This is a genomic window from Pseudocitrobacter vendiensis (genome assembly GCF_943590815.1).
GTDB lineage: Bacteria > Pseudomonadota > Gammaproteobacteria > Enterobacterales > Enterobacteriaceae > Pseudocitrobacter > Pseudocitrobacter vendiensis.
The window spans coordinates 66488-82628 of the sequence record NZ_CALSBS010000009.1; the positions used below are offsets into that span (position 1 = coordinate 66488).

Here is a 16141-nt window from a genome sequence, read left to right on the forward strand (position 1 = left end):
CCGTCCCTGGCAAAGCGATGAGTTACGCTGTTTTTGTTATGTTTGCGGCAAGGTTTTTGCCCACCAGATACCCGAAGGTCATGGCCGGGCCAAGCGTAATGCCGCCGCTGGGGTAGAACCCCTGCATGACGCTCGACATATCGTTCCCCACGGCGTACAGGCCGGGGATGGGCTGATGTTGGTCGTTCAGCACCTGCGCATGTTCATCGGTTAGCAGGCCACTGAACGAACCCAGCGAACCGGGCAAAATACGCACGGCGTAATAGGGCCCCTGTTTTATCGCGCCCAGCGTTGGGCTGGGTTGATGCGTGGCATCACCCTGCGCGCAGTTGTAGGCGGATGCGCCGCGTTGAAACGCTTCATCCACACCGCGTTCGGCAAAACCGTTAAAGCGCGCGACGGTTTCAACCAGCGTGGATGCATCAATCCCACAGTTTTTCGCCAGCATTTCCAGCGTCTCGCCGGACTGCAAATAGCCGTTACGCAGCCAGGCCTTAACGTGAAATGGCGTGGGCCGCGCGTGACCTAAACCGTAACGACTTAGCGTGCGCTGGTCTGCCAGCAGCCATGCCTGCGGTTTTTCACCTTCCGGCGTGGCGGAAATCAAAGCCGCGATAAAATCGTGATAGGAATCGGCTTCGTTGGTGAAGCGTTTCCCATTGGGTAACACGGCGATGAACCCCGGCTTGGCACGCTCGACCAGATGCGGGAATGCGAGCTGTAACCCGCTTGCCAGCGTGACACGTGAGACGGGGGCCCAGGCCATAGGGTGTTTGAGATTGCGCTCAAAATGGCCGCCAACCGCTTCGCCAAGCCGGATACCATCACCCTGATTCCCCGGCGGCGCGGCGGAAAAGTGGCCGTAGCCCTGACGTGCGTGCGGCACTTCCTGCGCCAGCCGCGCTTTATCGTGCGGAAAGCCGCCGCAGGCCAGCACTACCGCGCCAGCGCTGACGGTTATCTCGCCTTCATCGCTATCAAGCACCGCGCCGATAATCTGATCGTTCTGTTTTAACAGTCGTGCTACCGGGGCGTTTAACTGAAACTGAACGTCGGCATCCAGCGCCGAGCGCAGCAGGCGTGCGACCAGCGCATTGCCGTTCACCAGATGCTGCCCACGCCCGTAGCGCAGACGCTGCCAGTTGTGGCGCAGCAGACGACGAGTCGCGTAGAACGCCGAGCGTGGTGAACGAGTAGCATTGAAAAAATGCGCCATATCCGCACCACCCGCGATCCCCATGCCTGCCAGACTGATGGTCTCCAGCGGGGCGCGTAAACGGTGCAGCCAGTCGCCCAGGCCACGTCCATCGTAAGGCTGTGCGGTGACCGAGCGCCCGCCGGTGGCAAAACCGGGGGAGTTATGAAAATCCGGCATTTTGCTGCCGGAGAGAAACTGCACCGCCGTTTTTGTACGGAAGAATTCGACCATTTCCGGGCCATACTGGAGAAAGGCGTGCAGGCGCGCATCGGCAGGGCGGCCATCCATCTCCGCGTTAAGGTAGGTAAGCGGAGCGGATTCCTCTTCATTGAAGCCCTCTTCACGTGCCAGCGGATTGCGGGGTATCCACAGCCAGCCGCCGGACCAGGCGCTGGTTCCGCCAATCACCGGCTCTTTTTCTGCAACCAGCACGCTCGCGCCATGCAGCGCGGCGGTGACGGCAGCGGATAACCCCGCAGCGCCGGAACCGACCACCAGAACATCTACCTTTACCTGCCTGCTCATGTCGGGCTCCTTATTGCAGCGGGGAGAAATCGGTCGGGCGCATCAGCACTGATTCCAGGCGCTCAACCGCCGCCAGCTCGCGATTTTTACGCGAGAAAGTCAGCCAGCGTTCGTCCTGAGCCATGCGGCCACGGCGAACCAAACGATCATCCAGGCTTTCATACGCCCAGATATGCACCACCTGATTCACCACGCCAATTTCCGTAAAGAAGAAGCCAATCAGTTTGCCGAGGTGCTCGGTTTGCACGGCATAAGCGTCGCTCTTATACAGCGCCAGCCAGTCGGCCATTTTCAGGGGATTGATGGTGTAGGTGCGTTTTTCGTAGATCATGTTGTTCTCCTGGTTAAAGGGATTGTTGTTGAGCCATATGTTTTGCGGCGAGGTAGCCGAAGGTGAGCGCCGGGCCGAGCGTAATGCCAGGGCCGGGATAGGTGCCCGCCATCATCGAATCCATGTCATTACCGACCGCATACAGGCCGGGAATGGCTTCGTTTTGCTGATTCATCACCTGCGCGTCGGCGGTGGTGACCAGCCCGCGCGAGGTGCCTAAATCACCGGTGTAAAGGGTGATGGCGTAGAACGGACCCTGGCTGAGCGGCGCGTTGCAGGCGTTCGGCTGATGCGCCGGGTCGCCCATCGCCCGGTTGTAGCTGTTCCCGCCTTTGCGAAATTCGCTGTCGGTACCGTTAGCGGCATCGCGGTTATAGCGTGCGACGGTCTCTTCCAGCGTGAGCGGGTCGAGGTTGAGCTGCTGCGCGAGTGCGGCGAGGGTATCGGCTTTATGCAAATATCCCGCTTTGATCAGCGCATCGTTATTAACCGGGGCCGGACGGGCGAGGCCGAGACCGTAATTTTTCATCGCCAGGGCATCGCCAATCAGATAGCAGGGCGCGTTTTCCGGCTGCTGCTGCATCGCGCTGGCGAAGTGATGGTAAGAGTTCGACTCGTTGACAAAGCGTACGCCACGCTGATTGACGGCAATCACGCCCGGTTTAGCGCGGTCGGTAACCAGATGCGGGAAGCGCTCTTCCGTGCCGTCCGGATGACGTAAAACCGACACCGGCGCCCAGAAAAAGTTTGAGGGGAGATTGGCACCTTCTTGCGCACCCACGCGGCCTGCCAGCTGAAATGCTGCGCCGTCGTTAGTCGCGGGCGACATGGTGAAATGTTGCTGTGTCGCCGGGCGGAACTGCGCGGCAATCTGCCCGGCAGCAAAACCGCCTGCTGCCAGCACCACGCCGCAGCGCGCGTGCAGTCGTTCTTCTTTGCCTTCGCGTTGGATGGTGACGCCGGTAATGCGCCCCTGCTCTTCGATTAATGACGTTACGTTGACGTTTAGCGCCAGGTCCAGCCCTTTACGCAGTGCCAGCGTCGCCATCCGTGCAATCAGCGCGTTGCCCATCGCCAGACGCGTACCACGCGGATGACGCAGACGATCGCGACCGTAGCGCAGCAGCAGGCGCGAACAGTGACGGAACGACGTCCACGAACGGCGCATGTCCAGGAAGTGCTGAATGTCGACGCGATTGACCATCATGCCGCCAAACAGCAGCATTCCCGGCGGTGGAGAACGCAGAGTGCTGAAGTGTTCACCCAACTCGCGACCGTCAAATTCCACCACTTCCAGTGCGCGCCCGACATCCACCGCACCCGCTTCATCCGGGTAATAATCAGGTGAAAGCGGGCGCAGGCTGTATTTCACTGCGCCTTCCTGCTCAAGGAATGCCAGCGCTTCACGTCCGGATTCCACAAACGCATCCACCAGCGCCGGGCGGTAATTCGCATCGCCAATGATGGTGCGCAGATAGGTTTTGATGGCGTCCGGTGAACCACTTTTACCCGCCTGGCGAGCCTGGTCGGTGTCGTTGATCCACACCGCACCGCCGGAAATCGCCGATGTGCCGCCAAAGTGCGGCGCTTTCTCCAGCATCAGCACCGACAAGCCTTTGCAGCAGGCCGTGACCGCTGTAGCAAAGCCCGCCGCACCGCTGCCGATAACGATCACATCCCAGTTTTTCATGCGGCCGCCTCGTGCTCGGTGGGGATCGCGCCAATAAACTGGCCCATCAGTTTCATCTGCGCTAACGCCATTTCCGGGCCGGTTTGCACCGTGCAGCCGCGCGTTTGCGCAAAGGCCAGCAGCGGGGTGACTACCGGAGCCGTTACCACATCGGCAACGTGGGTGCTGTTTTGCAAGGTATCGAGCAGAGGCTGCGGCAACGGCAGTGGATCAAAACCCTGCATGCCCGCCGGGGAACCGTTGATCAGCAGGTCGAGGCCCGTGAGCGTCTCGGGCAGTTCACTGAGATGGACTTCCGGAAAGTGCGTTGCCAGACGGTTTTCCAGCCGCTGACGCGTGGCGTCATCCCTATCGTACAGCGCCAGATGACTGATACCCGCTTCACACAATCCCCAGGCAATCGCGCTGCCGACGCCGCCACAGCCAGACAGCAATGCGCGTTTGCCTGCAGCAGCAAAACCGTGCGCTTCGGCGGCCAGCTGGAACCCAACGCCGTCGAGCATGTCGCCCTCCAGGCGCCCGTCGGCCAGTTTTCTGACCACGTTCACCGCATTAAGATGGCGCGCACGGGGCGTCAGGCTGTCCAGCAACCCGGCAACGCGCTGTTTATGCGGCACGGTAACCAGCACACCGCTCATGTTCTGCCAGCCGCGCAGGGCATTCAGGTAATCGGCAACTGCTTTCGGGGCGATATCGACCGGGATCATGACTTTGTCCATCTGCTTATCGGCAAAGTAGCGGTTGAAGTTTTCCGGCGATTTCACCTGGGTGATGGGATGCCCGAGTACAGCCACGATTTGCGTAAATCCACTGACCATTTTTCATCTCACTTGTTAATCAAATGTTGATTGAGTATTTCAGCGGATCCGGTGACCAACAACGCAGAATTCGGACAGGTGGGTTGTTAATCGCACTAACAGTGCGATAATCGCAGTAAATGGGCTTGTTTGTTGCGAAAGTGTGAACGACTATGCAAAATCAGATTCATTCCCGCGATTTGATCGTCGGCCTGCAAAAAGGGCTGGCGATTATTCAGCTTTTCTCCAAAGAACATCCGCGCCTGACGGTTCCGCAGGCGGCAAAAATGAGTGGCCTGACGCAGAGTGCGGCGCGGCGATTTTTCCTCACGCTGGTGCATGAACGCTATCTCTGCACCGATGGTCGCTACTACTGGCTGACGCCCAAAGCGCTGCGGCTGGGGCAGGCGTACGTCGATTCCGCCCAGTTCCCGCGCATGGTACGGCCCATCGTTGAGTACATCGCCAGCCGAACGGAAGAGCATGCGTCGGTGGGGGTGATTGATGAAAATGAACTGGTGTATATCGCGCGCAGTAAACACACACCGTTTAACTCGACGTCCGTGCGTCTCGGCGAGCGCGTGCCGGTGTACTGTACGGCAGGCGGGCGTTTATGGCTGGCGTCGCTGCCGGAAGCGGAGTGTGAAGCAGTGCTGCGGCAAATCAAGCGCGAACGCCGCACGCCCTACACCGCCGTTGAGATTGATGAACTGATGGCGCGTATTGCGCTGGTTCGCGAGCAGGGCTACGCCACCATCGAGCAGGAATTTGAAATCGGCATGCTGGTGGTGGCCGTACCGCTGGCCGACAGGGGAGGGCTTTACTGGGGGGCGCTGAGTTTAACCAGTCATCAGTCGCGCACATCGCTGGAGGCGTTGTGCCGCGATCATCTTGATTTGCTGTATAGTGCGCGGGAAATGCTGGTGAGTTAGACCGACAACTTCATACTCACAGACAATAAAAAACCCGCCGAAGCGGGTTTTTTCACATCCTTCAAACCTTACCAGACGTACGTCAGCAGGCTTTGGGAGTTCGGGACCATAAAGTCGATGGACATCATTACAGAGAGTGCGGTGATGGCGATGATGGAGAAGCCGAAGAGCTTGCGCGCCCAGACTTTATCATCTTCCACTTTATAACCGCGTAGCGCCATGCCGAGCCACCACACACTGACCGCCGCCGCAACGATCAGGTATTTATACCCTGCGTAGCCGCCAAGCGTCAGCATCAGCGTGGCGATAGCAAATGCCACGATGTACAGCGTGATGTGGTTTTTCGCCACTGAAATGCCTTTCACCACCGGCAGAACCGGAATGTTCGCCGCCTGATAATCCTTGAAGCGGAAAATCGCGATAGCGTAGGAGTGAGGCATCTGCCAGAGGCTGAAAATCGCCAGCAGGATCAGCGCGCCGCTGTCAAACGTACCGGACACTGCGCAGTAGCCAATCACTGGCGGCGCCGCGCCGGAGAGAGAGCCAATCAGCGTGCCGTAGACGGAGTGGCGCTTCATGTACAGGCTGTAAACGCCGACATAAACCACAAACCCCATCACGCCCAGCCAGCAGGCCAGCGGGTTAGCGCCGAACCACAGCAGCATGAAGCCAGCAATACCCAGCAAGGTGGCGTAGACCAGCGACGTTTTAGGCGCCATCAGTCCTTTGACCAGCACTCGGTTTTTCGTACGTTCCATCTTACGGTCGATGTCACGATCGATGTAGTTGTTGAATACACAACCCGAGGCGACCACCAGAGACACGCCAATCAGCGTCGCGACAAACAGCGGGTAATCGATGCTGCCCTTGGAGGCCAGCAGGAAACCGCCGATCACGGAGATCAGGTTGCCAAAAATGATGCCTGGTTTCGTTACTTGCAGGTATTGCTTAAACATCATACTCGCCGCTCTTAGTGAACCATCATGTTGTAGTTCAGGTTCCACATAATCCAGATGGAGCCTACAACCACGATGGCAATGATGATCACGGTGAAGACAAACGCAGTCAGGTTCCAGCCTTCGTCAGACTTCGAGTTCATGTGCAGGAAGTACACCAGGTGTACCAGAATCTGCACAACCGCCGTTACCAGAATGGTTCCCAGAATCACCGCCGGCGACGCTGAACCCGTCATCACCATCCAGAACGGAATCACCGTCAGGATGATGGACAGGATAAAGCCCGTCATATAGGACTTCACGCTGCCGTGGGATGCGCCGTTGTGATCGGTAGAATGACTCATTACATCGCCCCCATCAGATAAACTACAGAGAACACACAGATCCACACGACGTCCAGGAAGTGCCAGAACAGGCTCAGGCACATGATACGGGTGCGGTTAGTGCTGGTCAGCCCGCGACGGGAAACCTGAATCATCAGCACGGCCATCCAGATAAGACCAGAGGTCACGTGCAGACCGTGGGTACCTACCAGCGCGAAGAACGCGGACAGGAAGCCACTGCGATCCGGGCCCATACCTTCAGCAATCAGGTGATGGAATTCATAGATTTCCATCCCGATGAACCCTGCCCCGAAAAGGAAGGTCAGAGCGAGCCAGGAAACGACCTGGCTCTTGTTGTTTTTGTACATGGCGATAGCCGCCATGCCATAGGTGATGGAGCTGAATAACAGCAGGAAGGTTTCCACCAGAACGAACGGCAGTTCGAAGATGTCCTTACCGGTCGGGCCGCCCGCAGTGCCGTTTACCAGCACCGCGTAAGTTGCGAACAGACAGGCGAACAAAATACAGTCGCTCATCAGGTAGATCCAGAAACCGAATACCTTATTCGGGCCTGCATCGTGGTGCCCATGTTCGTGCGCGTGGGCGTTATGCGCCAGAGTATCAGTTGCCATTTTTCAGCCCTGCCTTAGAAATCTCATCGAAATGCTGGTTTTCCAGTTTTTCGACTTCAGCGACCGGCACGTAGTAGTCCACGTCCTCGTCGAAGCTTTTCACAATCCAGCTGATAACAATGCCCGCGAAGCCGACGATTGCCATCCACCAGATATGCCAGATCATGGCGAAACCGAAGAGGGTTGCGAAGGCGGCAATCACGATGCCTGCACCGCTGTTTTTCGGCATATGAATTTCTTCATACTGCGTAGGCTGTTTGTACGCTTCGCCTTTCTCTTTCATTTCCCAGAATGCATCGCGTTCATGGATCTGCGGCACAATGGCAAAGTTATAGAACGGAGGCGGGGAAGAGGTTGCCCACTCCAGCGTACGGCCACCCCATGGGTCACCGGTCAGGTCACGGTTCTGGTCGCGGTCGCGAATAGACACGTAGAACTGAATCAGCTGGCACAGGATACCCAGAGCAATCAGCGCCGCACCGCAGGCTGCAACAACCAGCATGGTGTGGAACTGCGGGTCAATCTGCTGGCTGAGGCGACGGGTCATGCCCATGAAGCCCAGCACGTACAGCGGCATGAACGCCACGAAGAAGCCGATGATCCACAGCCAGAATGCGCGTTTACCCCAGGTTTCGTTCAGCGTGAAGCCAAAGGCTTTCGGCCACCAGTAGGTCAGACCTGCGAAGCACCCGAAGACCACACCACCGATAATGACGTTATGGAAGTGCGCAATCAGGAACAGGCTGTTGTGCAGCACGAAGTCTGCGCCCGGAACCGCCAGCAGTACGCCGGTCATACCCCCTACAGAGAAGGTCACGATAAAGCCGATCGTCCACAGCATGGCGGAGTGGAATACGATACGGCCCTGGTACATGGTGAACAGCCAGTTGAAGATCTTCACCCCGGTCGGGATGGCGATAATCATCGTGGTAATACCGAAGAAGGCGTTGACGTTCGCGCCCGCACCCATCGTAAAGAAGTGGTGCAGCCAAACGATGAACGACAGGATGGTAATACACACGGTCGCCCACACCAGCGAGGTGTAGCCAAACAGGCGTTTACGCGAGAAGGTCGCCGCGATTTCGGAGAAGACACCGAATACCGGCAGAACCAGGATGTACACTTCCGGGTGGCCCCAGGCCCAAATCAGGTTGATGTACATCATCATGTTGCCGCCCATATCATTGGTGAAGAAATGGGTGCCCAGATAGCGATCCAGGGTCAGCAACGCGACGGTAACCGTCAGAATTGGGAAGGACGCGATAATCAGGATGTTGGCGCACAGCGATGCCCAGGTAAATACCGGCATCTTGAACATGGTCATGCCCGGTGCACGCATCTTGATAATGGTGACGAAGAAGTTGATACCCGTCAGCGTTGTACCGACACCGGAGAGCTGCAATGCCCATATCCAGTAATCGACCCCGACGCCCGGGCTGTACTCAATTCCCGACAACGGCGGATAGGCCAGCCAACCGGTCTGTGCGAACTCACCGACGCCCAGAGAAAGGTTAACCAGAATCACACCGACAACCGTGAACCAGAAGCTCAGGTTGTTCAGGAATGGATACGCAACGTCACGCGCACCAATCTGCAGCGGAACCACGAGGTTCATCAGACCGATAACGAATGGCATCGCCACGAAGAAGATCATGATGACACCGTGAGCGGTGAAGATCTGATCGTAGTGGTGTGGCGGCAGGAAGCCCGCCTCGCCCGCGGAAGCCAGCGCCTGCTGACTACGCATCATGATAGCGTCGGCAAAGCCACGCAGCAGCATGACGATAGCGACGATGACATACATGATGCCAAGGCGTTTGTGGTCGACCGAGGTCAGCCACTCTTTCCAAAGGTAGCTCCACTTACCGAAATAAGTGATCGCTGCCAGTATCGCCAGTCCCCCGACGATAATTGCAGCTATCGTTACCATGACAATTGGTTCATGGAACGGCACTGCATCCAGTGTCAATTTTCCGAACATCGTTTTCTTCCTCGGCCCCTTAGTGAGCGGCTTCCGCGTGGCTCATGTCCATGCCTTCCATTCCTTCATGCGCTGCGTGCTCGCCTTCAGGTTGGGACATTTTCATGTTTGTGTCGTGAGACATAAATTTGCCCGTAATAGCCTTAAACAAATCCGGTTTCACGCTGGAGAAGTACTCCACCTTGTTGTATTCACTCGGTGCAGCCACTTTCTCAAATGCCGCCATGTCATCCATGGTGTTCCCAGACTGTTTCGCTTTCGCGACCCACTGGTCGAACGCGGCACGATCCGGCGTCGCAATGGCTTTGAACTTCATACCTGAGAAGCCCGGGCCACTGTAGCTGGCGGAAATACCGTCATAGATACCCGGCTCGTTGGCGATCAGGTGCAGGTTAGTCTGCATACCGGCCATCGCGTAGATCTGGCTACCCAGACGCGGGATGAAGAAGGAGTTCATCACGGAGTTCGAGGTCACTTTGAACTGCACCGGAACGTTCGCCGGGAAAGCGATTTCGTTAACGGTAGCAATGCCTTGTTCCGGATAAATGAAGAACCATTTCCAGTCCAGAGAAACCACTTCAATAGTGATAGGCTTCTCGTCATGGGCTAACGGTTTGCTTGGTTCAAGTGCGTGCGTGGTTTTCCACGTCAGTACGGCGAGGAACAGGATGATCAGGATAGGTACCGTCCAGACCACAGCTTCCACTTTATTGGAGTGTGACCAGTTCGGACTATACTTCGCATCTTTATTATTCGCACGATACTTCCAGGCGAAACCAACTGCCATCAAGATGGCGGGAATAACGACAATCAACATCAGGCCGAAAGCCGTCAGTATGAGCGAACGTTGCTCCAGTCCTATCTGTCCTTTGGGGTCAAGAAGTGCAGAATCGCAACCACTGAGTAAAACCGTGCCTGCGATTAATGACAACCATCCCAAACTTTTATTGTATTTCCTGAGTCTCATGTAACGACCTCAATTCCACGGGGTTTGGTGGCGCTTAAAGCGTGTGGGTATTTTACGGGAAAGTTACATTACTGTAAATGCGAATGGCTCTCTGTCAGTTATCTGTTACTGGGTTCTGCCGTTGATGTCACATATGTTGCCAATTGTGTCTATTTTTCAGGCAGATCGCCCATTTGACGGGCGTTATAACGAAAGGGGGATAAAAGGATGATATGAAATGTCAATTGGTATAACCATTGTCAATAATATACAAATAATTAACAATTAATCATCAAAATCTAGACAAATCAGTAAAGGAAAAATAATAGAGTGGATGCTGAATCGGTTAACGAAATAAAGCGCTTTTTATTGGTTCCAGTAATTTCCAGAATTCTAAAAAGCACGAAACAACAAATTATCCAGTTGGTTCATAGCAAGCCCCAAATAATTACTCACAGTGACTACTCAGGACTCGCATGATTTGTGCTGAACTACATCTGATGTGTTTTACGTAGCGCCAGATAATCAAGCACACAGCCGACTAAAATACCGGCAATGGCAATCAATGCCCCGGCTTCCAGAACGCTGGTCGAGAAGGGGAGTGACGCCAGATCCAGCGCATCAATTACCAGCATGACCAGCCACGCGCCTAACAACAGTGCGCCAATGAGCAACAGGCGCAGGGCAAAGCGATAACCTCCGCTGAAGGTGCTGCGCGGCATAAACTGTTCGGTTTGCTGGGTATATTCCAGCGTCCGGCGGCAGACAAGCAGCAGTAAAATTCCCGGAACGGCGGCAACAACCGAGAACAGATAGAACGTCGGCCAGCCGTGTGCGTCAACGAACCAACCGGCGATAGGCCCAACGTAAACGCGGCCCACGGCAGAGAGCGCCGATAACAGAGCGAACTGGGTGGCAGAAAACGACTTGTTACACAGCGTCATCAGCAACGCAACAAACGCCGCAGTGCCCATCCCGCCGCACAGGTTTTCGAAGAATACCGCCGCGCCCATCGAGAACAGATGTTTATCGGTGACCGACAGCAGCCAGTAACCCGCGTTCGATGCGCCTTGCAGAATGCCAAAAATCAGCAGTGCGCGGAACAGCGTTAAACGTTGCATCAGAACGCCGCCGTACAGCGCGCCAAGGATGGTGGCAAACAGGCCCAGGGTTTTATTCACCATCCCGACTTCACCGGCATCAAAACCGACGCCGCGAATCAAAAAGGTGGTCGTCAGACTCATGGCGAAAGCGTCGCCGAGTTTGTACATCACGATCAACAGCAGAATCAGCCACGCGTTGTTACGGCCAAAGAAGTCTTTTAACGGTGCGACAACCGCTTGTTCAAGGCTGCGCGGCACAGGAATGACATCACTGGGCTCTGGCGCGAGCAGGGTGGCGATAATACACGGCACCAGCAGCGCCGCCATCAGCCAGTACATGCCTTGCCAGCCCAGCCATTTATCGGCCAGCCACAGCGCCAGGCCACCGGAAACCAGCATCCCCAGGCGATAGCCGAGCACGCTGATAGCCGCACCCGCGCCGCGTTCTTCCGCAGGCAGAACGTCGGTTTTCCAGGCGTCAAAAACGATGTCCTGAGAGGCCGAGCAGAAGGCAATCACCACCGCCAGCGCCGCCATCCAGCGTAACTGCGAGGCGGGCTCAAGGAAGCCCATTGCGGCAATAGCGATTAACAGTAAACATTGCGTGGTCAGCAGCCACCCGCGACGGCGTCCCAGGAACGGCGGTGTGTAACGATCCATCACCGGCGACCAGAGAAACTTAAAGACGTAAGCCTGGCCGACGAGGGAGAAGAAGCCGATTGTTTTCAGATCGATGTTTTCGACGGTCATCCACGCTTGCAGCGTCCCGGAGGTGAGTGCAAGGGGCAAACCGGAGGCGAAACCAAGAATCAGCAGAATGGCTGATTTAGGTTGTTGGAAAATACGTAAATAATGGCTGGACATGTTCTTATAGCACTGACCCGACGTGGTGTCGGGTCAGTTTAGTGGGATTAACGCGCGTTTTGCTTGATAAAGTCGTGGACGCTGGTGTCCTGAGACATATCGGCAATGGTATCGGTCAGAACGCTGTTTACAGCATTCGCGATATTTTTGTTCGATGCCTGGAACGCCCCTTCTACAGAGTAGCTGGCGCGATAGTTTTTGGTCATCTTGTTGCCATTCTTCGCGGTGGCGATGATGGCGATATCCGCTTTGGTGGAGATGTTGTAACGCACGTTGCCCTGTGAGACATCCGCATACAGGTTGCTGACGATAATCTGCAGATCGACAGCGCCGTTAGGCCCAATCATATAACCGCGCGCGGTCATCTGTTTTTCCAGCACTTCTTGTAACAGGAAGCGCAGGTCGCGAGAGGCGGTCAGGGTAACCTGCTGGTTATCACGGGTGACTTTGGCCAGCGCCTGATCCTGACGCTGGTCAGCGCCGTTGATGCTGACGGTTACGCCCATCAGGCTTGGATCCTGCTGCGGCAGAGTCATCTTAGGAGACACATCAATGGTGGTCGGCGGCGTGGCGCATCCTGCCAACATAAACAGTGCTACTAAGGGAAAGAGGATTTTTTTTAACATGTTCAGGCTCTCAAACGCATTGTTTACTGAAAATTCCCGCCATCATAACATCGCCAACGGCAAGGGGAAGTAGGCAATGCATGTAAATTCATCGTGTTGTGCGTTTTATAACCTTGCGCCGCAACAATGACCTCGGCGTGAGGCGTAAAAGGCGTGAGAAGGCAGTTAACGCCATTGGTTTGTCGGTTCACATCAGACAAACGCTAATTTTTTGTTGTCTTTGTGTAATGGAAACGGTAAAAGCGGCTAACATTTAAAGGGATAGACGGCATCTCAACGTTGTCGGAGGAGTAACTTCATGATGATACGTGAACATATAGAAGAAAAATTAAGGGCAGCGTTTGAACCTGTGTTCCTCGAAGTGACGGATGAGAGCTATCGTCACAACGTACCGGCGGGTTCTGAAAGCCACTTCAAAGTGGTGCTGGTCAGCGATCGTTTCACCGGTGAACGTTTTCTCAATCGCCATCGCATGATCTATGGCACGTTAACGGAGGAACTGGCTTCCACGGTGCACGCTCTGGCGTTGCACACCTACACGCGCAAAGAGTGGGAGGGGTTACAGGATACAGTCGTCGCATCACCACCGTGTCGTGGCGCGGGCAGTCTCGCGTAGAAAAGGCATTTGCAACGAACGGAACTTTTCCAGTATGTTGCGTACAGATTTATGAGAAAACGGCCTGCGGGCCGTTTTGTTTTGTCTGAAAAATGGACCCGTTTGACCTTTTTCAGACAAAAATTCGCCGGGAATTGTGAAAAAAGCCGCATCCAGGCATAACAACCGTTCTCGACTCATATCAGTGATGCCGCTATAATGCGCGTCTTATTTTTCGGAATGTCTTCGGGATGATTCTGGCGACACGGAATGTGAATCTGATTTAAAGAGAACATCCCGGTATTGCGAGGCAAAACTCAGAGTTGACCGAGCACTGTGATTTTTTTGAGGTAACAAGATGCAAGTTTCAGTTGAAACCACTCAGGGCCTTGGCCGCCGCGTAACGATTACTATCCCTGCTGACAGCATCGAAACTGCTGTAAAAAGCGAGCTGGTCAACGTAGCGAAAAAAGTACGCATTGACGGCTTCCGTAAGGGCAAAGTACCAATGAATGTTGTTGCTCAGCGTTATGGCGCATCTGTTCGCCAGGACGTGCTGGGTGACCTGATGAGCCGCAACTTCGTTGATGCGATCATCAAAGAAAAAATCAACCCGGCTGGCGCACCGAACTACGTTCCGGGCGAATACAAACTGGGCGAAGACTTCACCTACGCGGTTGAATTCGAAGTGTATCCGGAAGTTGAGCTGAAAGGCCTGGACGCAATCGAAGTTGAAAAACCGGTTGTTGAAGTGACCGAAGCCGACGTTGACGGCATGCTGGACACCCTGCGTAAACAGCAGGCGAACTGGAAAGACAAAGACGGCGCAGTTGACGCTGAAGACCGTGTTACCGTTGATTTCACCGGTTCTGTAGACGGCGAAGAATTCGAAGGCGGCAAAGCGACTGATTTCGTACTGGCAATGGGTCAGGGTCGTATGATCCCAGGCTTCGAAGACGGTATCAAAGGTCACAAAGCGGGTGAAGAATTCACCATCGACGTCACCTTCCCGGAAGAATACCACGCTGAAAACCTGAAAGGTAAAGCAGCGAAATTCGTTATCAACCTGAAAAAAGTTGAAGAACGTGAACTGCCGGAACTGACTGCTGAATTCATCAAACGTTTCGGCGTTGAAGATGGTTCCGTTGAAGGTCTGCGTGCAGAAGTGCGTAAAAACATGGAACGTGAGCTGAAAGGCGCTGTACGTAACCGTGTTAAAACTCAGGCGATCGAAGGTCTGGTAAAAGCGAACGAAATCGACGTTCCGGCTGCCCTGATTGACAGCGAAATCGACGTTCTGCGTCGTCAGGCTGCTCAGCGTTTCGGTGGCAACCAGCAGCAAGCGATGGAACTGCCGCGTGAACTGTTCGAAGAACAGGCTAAACGTCGTGTAGTGGTTGGTCTGCTGCTGGGCGAAGTAATTCGTACCCACGAACTGAAAGCTGACGAAGCTCGCGTTGCGACTCTGATCGAAGAAATGGCTTCTGCCTACGAAGATCCGAAAGAAGTGATCGAGTTCTACAGCAAAAACAAAGAACTGATGGAAAACATGCGCAGCGTCGCTCTGGAAGAACAGGCTGTTGAAGCGGTTCTTGAAAAAGCGAAAGTGTCTGAAAAAGCAACTTCCTTCAACGAACTGATGAACCAGCAGGCGTAATTTCGCTTCCTGCGTTTAAAGTTTGAGCAAAAACCCGTTGTCTTTCGGCAGCGGGTTTTTTTTATCACATTGATAGACAGCGTAAGCGTGATAAAACACAGTTTCGGTGTTAGCGTAACGGCAAAATATTGTTATGCTTGAAATAGGGTGGATTCGTCCCCATAAAAGGGGAAGTATTAGCTGCGATGGCTGGTAAACCGTCCACAAGGTACAATGAGTACAGCAAGCAGGCAGTACAGCAGGTTTCATTTTTTTATCCAGGAGACGGAAATGTCATACAGTGGCGAACGAGATAACTTTGCACCCCATATGGCCCTGGTGCCGATGGTCATCGAACAGACCTCACGCGGTGAACGTTCTTTTGATATCTACTCCCGTCTTCTTAAGGAGCGCGTTATCTTTCTGACCGGCCAGGTGGAAGACCACATGGCGAACCTGATCGTAGCGCAGATGCTGTTTCTGGAAGCGGAAAACCCGGAAAAAGATATTTACCTGTACATTAACTCTCCAGGCGGCGTCATCACCGCCGGGATGTCGATTTATGACACCATGCAGTTCATCAAGCCGGACGTGAGCACCATTTGTATGGGCCAGGCGGCGTCCATGGGCGCATTCCTGCTGACCGCAGGGGCGAAAGGCAAGCGTTTCTGTCTGCCGAACTCGCGCGTCATGATTCACCAGCCGCTGGGCGGCTATCAGGGTCAGGCGACGGATATCGAAATCCACGCGCGTGAAATCCTGAAAGTGAAAGGGCGCATGAATGAACTTATGGCTCATCACACGGGTCAATCTCTTGAGCAGATCGAACGCGACACCGAGCGCGATCGCTTCTTGTCTGCTTCAGAGGCGGTAGAGTACGGTTTGGTCGACTCCATCCTGACCCATCGTAATTGATGCCCGGAGCGTGAGTGTGCCGCTATACTATGTATGGGCGGCACAACGCTTGCGTAGCGGCTTGCGCTTGAGAATGGCATTTGCGTCGTCA

Annotated in this window: 15 protein-coding genes; 4 read left to right on the forward strand and 11 right to left on the reverse strand. The window is 54.9% G+C overall.

From position 1 onward, the window contains the following. Window positions 1-22 precede the first annotated feature (22 nt). Genes NMC31_RS11775 through NMC31_RS11790 form a run of 4 tightly spaced genes read right to left on the reverse strand, consistent with a single transcriptional unit; the run spans window position 23 to window position 4562 of the window. Window positions 23-1723 (reverse strand): FAD-dependent oxidoreductase, encoded by a 1701-nt coding sequence (locus tag NMC31_RS11775; protein ID WP_253898026.1) that lies wholly within the window; start codon window positions 1721-1723, stop codon window positions 23-25. 10 nt (window positions 1724-1733) lie between these two features. After that, complete coding sequence (locus tag NMC31_RS11780; RefSeq protein WP_015965584.1) at window positions 1734-2054, reverse strand: NIPSNAP family protein; 321 nt, start codon at window positions 2052-2054, stop codon at window positions 1734-1736. A 13-nt stretch (window positions 2055-2067) separates the two neighbouring features. Next, entirely contained in the window at window positions 2068-3744 is a 1677-nt protein-coding gene (locus NMC31_RS11785) for an FAD-dependent oxidoreductase (protein WP_253898027.1), read from the reverse strand. Beyond that, entirely contained in the window at window positions 3741-4562 is an 822-nt protein-coding gene (locus NMC31_RS11790) for a shikimate dehydrogenase family protein (protein WP_253898028.1), read from the reverse strand. Before NMC31_RS11790 ends, NMC31_RS11785 begins: the two co-directional genes overlap by 4 nt. 152 nt (window positions 4563-4714) lie before the next feature. Here NMC31_RS11790 and NMC31_RS11795 point away from each other — a divergent pair, with 152 nt between their 5' ends. After that, a complete protein-coding gene (locus NMC31_RS11795; RefSeq protein WP_253898029.1) occupies window positions 4715-5473 on the forward strand; it encodes an IclR family transcriptional regulator domain-containing protein in 759 nt (252 codons plus the stop codon). A gap of 68 nt (window positions 5474-5541) precedes the next feature. Here the strand turns inward: NMC31_RS11795 and cyoE are convergent, their stop codons facing one another. The 7 genes from cyoE to NMC31_RS11830 all read right to left on the reverse strand — a co-directional run bounded on the left by cyoE (window position 5542) and on the right by NMC31_RS11830 (window position 12904). Next, complete coding sequence (gene cyoE, locus NMC31_RS11800) at window positions 5542-6432, reverse strand: heme o synthase (RefSeq protein WP_149462128.1); 891 nt, start codon at window positions 6430-6432, stop codon at window positions 5542-5544. An 11-nt stretch (window positions 6433-6443) separates the two neighbouring features. Beyond that, on the reverse strand, window positions 6444-6773 hold the full coding sequence (locus tag NMC31_RS11805; protein WP_015965577.1) for a cytochrome o ubiquinol oxidase subunit IV: 330 nt from the start codon (window positions 6771-6773) through the stop codon (window positions 6444-6446). Beyond that, window positions 6773-7384 (reverse strand): cytochrome o ubiquinol oxidase subunit III, encoded by a 612-nt coding sequence (locus NMC31_RS11810; RefSeq protein WP_108474837.1) that lies wholly within the window; start codon window positions 7382-7384, stop codon window positions 6773-6775. Before NMC31_RS11810 ends, NMC31_RS11805 begins: the two co-directional genes overlap by 1 nt. Next, window positions 7374-9365 carry a cytochrome o ubiquinol oxidase subunit I gene (gene cyoB / locus NMC31_RS11815; protein WP_253898030.1) on the reverse strand — a complete coding sequence of 664 codons (1992 nt, stop codon included), beginning with the start codon at window positions 9363-9365 and terminating at the stop codon, window positions 7374-7376. Before cyoB ends, NMC31_RS11810 begins: the two co-directional genes overlap by 11 nt. Before the next feature lie 19 nt (window positions 9366-9384). Next, window positions 9385-10332 carry a cytochrome o ubiquinol oxidase subunit II gene (cyoA, locus tag NMC31_RS11820; RefSeq protein ID WP_253898031.1) on the reverse strand — a complete coding sequence of 316 codons (948 nt, stop codon included), beginning with the start codon at window positions 10330-10332 and terminating at the stop codon, window positions 9385-9387. A gap of 470 nt (window positions 10333-10802) precedes the next feature. After that, window positions 10803-12278 (reverse strand): muropeptide MFS transporter AmpG, encoded by a 1476-nt coding sequence (ampG, locus tag NMC31_RS11825; RefSeq protein ID WP_253898032.1) that lies wholly within the window; start codon window positions 12276-12278, stop codon window positions 10803-10805. Window positions 12279-12325: 47 nt separating this feature from the next. Beyond that, the gene (locus tag NMC31_RS11830) at window positions 12326-12904 is read right to left on the reverse strand and encodes a lipoprotein (protein WP_108474841.1); all 579 of its coding nucleotides are present in this window, start codon (window positions 12902-12904) and stop codon (window positions 12326-12328) included. Between the two features lie 298 nt (window positions 12905-13202). Between NMC31_RS11830 and bolA the strand changes: the two genes are divergently transcribed. The 3 genes from bolA (at window position 13203) to clpP (ending at window position 16050) form a co-directional block, all read left to right on the forward strand. Next, window positions 13203-13520 carry a transcriptional regulator BolA gene (bolA, locus tag NMC31_RS11835; RefSeq protein WP_041686300.1) on the forward strand — a complete coding sequence of 106 codons (318 nt, stop codon included), beginning with the start codon at window positions 13203-13205 and terminating at the stop codon, window positions 13518-13520. A 337-nt stretch (window positions 13521-13857) separates the two neighbouring features. Then, window positions 13858-15156 carry a trigger factor gene (tig, locus tag NMC31_RS11840; RefSeq protein ID WP_015965570.1) on the forward strand — a complete coding sequence of 433 codons (1299 nt, stop codon included), beginning with the start codon at window positions 13858-13860 and terminating at the stop codon, window positions 15154-15156. Window positions 15157-15426: 270 nt separating this feature from the next. Further along, on the forward strand, window positions 15427-16050 hold the full coding sequence (clpP, locus tag NMC31_RS11845) for an ATP-dependent Clp endopeptidase proteolytic subunit ClpP (protein ID WP_003021624.1): 624 nt from the start codon (window positions 15427-15429) through the stop codon (window positions 16048-16050). The last annotated feature ends 91 nt before the right edge of the window (window positions 16051-16141 follow it).

Excerpts from the sequence above, each read along its gene's own strand:
- NMC31_RS11795 (WP_253898029.1), top strand. The coding sequence starts at position 4,715 with ATGCAAAATCAGATTCATTCCCGCGATTTGATCGTCGGCCTGCAAAAA.
- NMC31_RS11780 (WP_015965584.1), bottom strand. The coding sequence starts at position 2,054 with ATGATCTACGAAAAACGCACCTACACCATCAATCCCCTGAAAATGGCC.
- cyoB (WP_253898030.1), bottom strand. The coding sequence starts at position 9,365 with ATGTTCGGAAAATTGACACTGGATGCAGTGCCGTTCCATGAACCAATT.
- clpP (WP_003021624.1), top strand. The coding sequence starts at position 15,427 with ATGTCATACAGTGGCGAACGAGATAACTTTGCACCCCATATGGCCCTG.
- bolA (WP_041686300.1), top strand. The coding sequence starts at position 13,203 with ATGATGATACGTGAACATATAGAAGAAAAATTAAGGGCAGCGTTTGAA.
- tig (WP_015965570.1), top strand. The coding sequence starts at position 13,858 with ATGCAAGTTTCAGTTGAAACCACTCAGGGCCTTGGCCGCCGCGTAACG.
- NMC31_RS11775 (WP_253898026.1), bottom strand. The coding sequence starts at position 1,723 with ATGAGCAGGCAGGTAAAGGTAGATGTTCTGGTGGTCGGTTCCGGCGCT.
- cyoA (WP_253898031.1), bottom strand. The coding sequence starts at position 10,332 with ATGAGACTCAGGAAATACAATAAAAGTTTGGGATGGTTGTCATTAATC.
- NMC31_RS11830 (WP_108474841.1), bottom strand. The coding sequence starts at position 12,904 with ATGTTAAAAAAAATCCTCTTTCCCTTAGTAGCACTGTTTATGTTGGCA.
- NMC31_RS11785 (WP_253898027.1), bottom strand. The coding sequence starts at position 3,744 with ATGAAAAACTGGGATGTGATCGTTATCGGCAGCGGTGCGGCGGGCTTT.
- NMC31_RS11790 (WP_253898028.1), bottom strand. The coding sequence starts at position 4,562 with ATGGTCAGTGGATTTACGCAAATCGTGGCTGTACTCGGGCATCCCATC.
- NMC31_RS11805 (WP_015965577.1), bottom strand. The coding sequence starts at position 6,773 with ATGAGTCATTCTACCGATCACAACGGCGCATCCCACGGCAGCGTGAAG.
- NMC31_RS11810 (WP_108474837.1), bottom strand. The coding sequence starts at position 7,384 with ATGGCAACTGATACTCTGGCGCATAACGCCCACGCGCACGAACATGGG.
- ampG (WP_253898032.1), bottom strand. The coding sequence starts at position 12,278 with ATGTCCAGCCATTATTTACGTATTTTCCAACAACCTAAATCAGCCATT.
- cyoE (WP_149462128.1), bottom strand. The coding sequence starts at position 6,432 with ATGATGTTTAAGCAATACCTGCAAGTAACGAAACCAGGCATCATTTTT.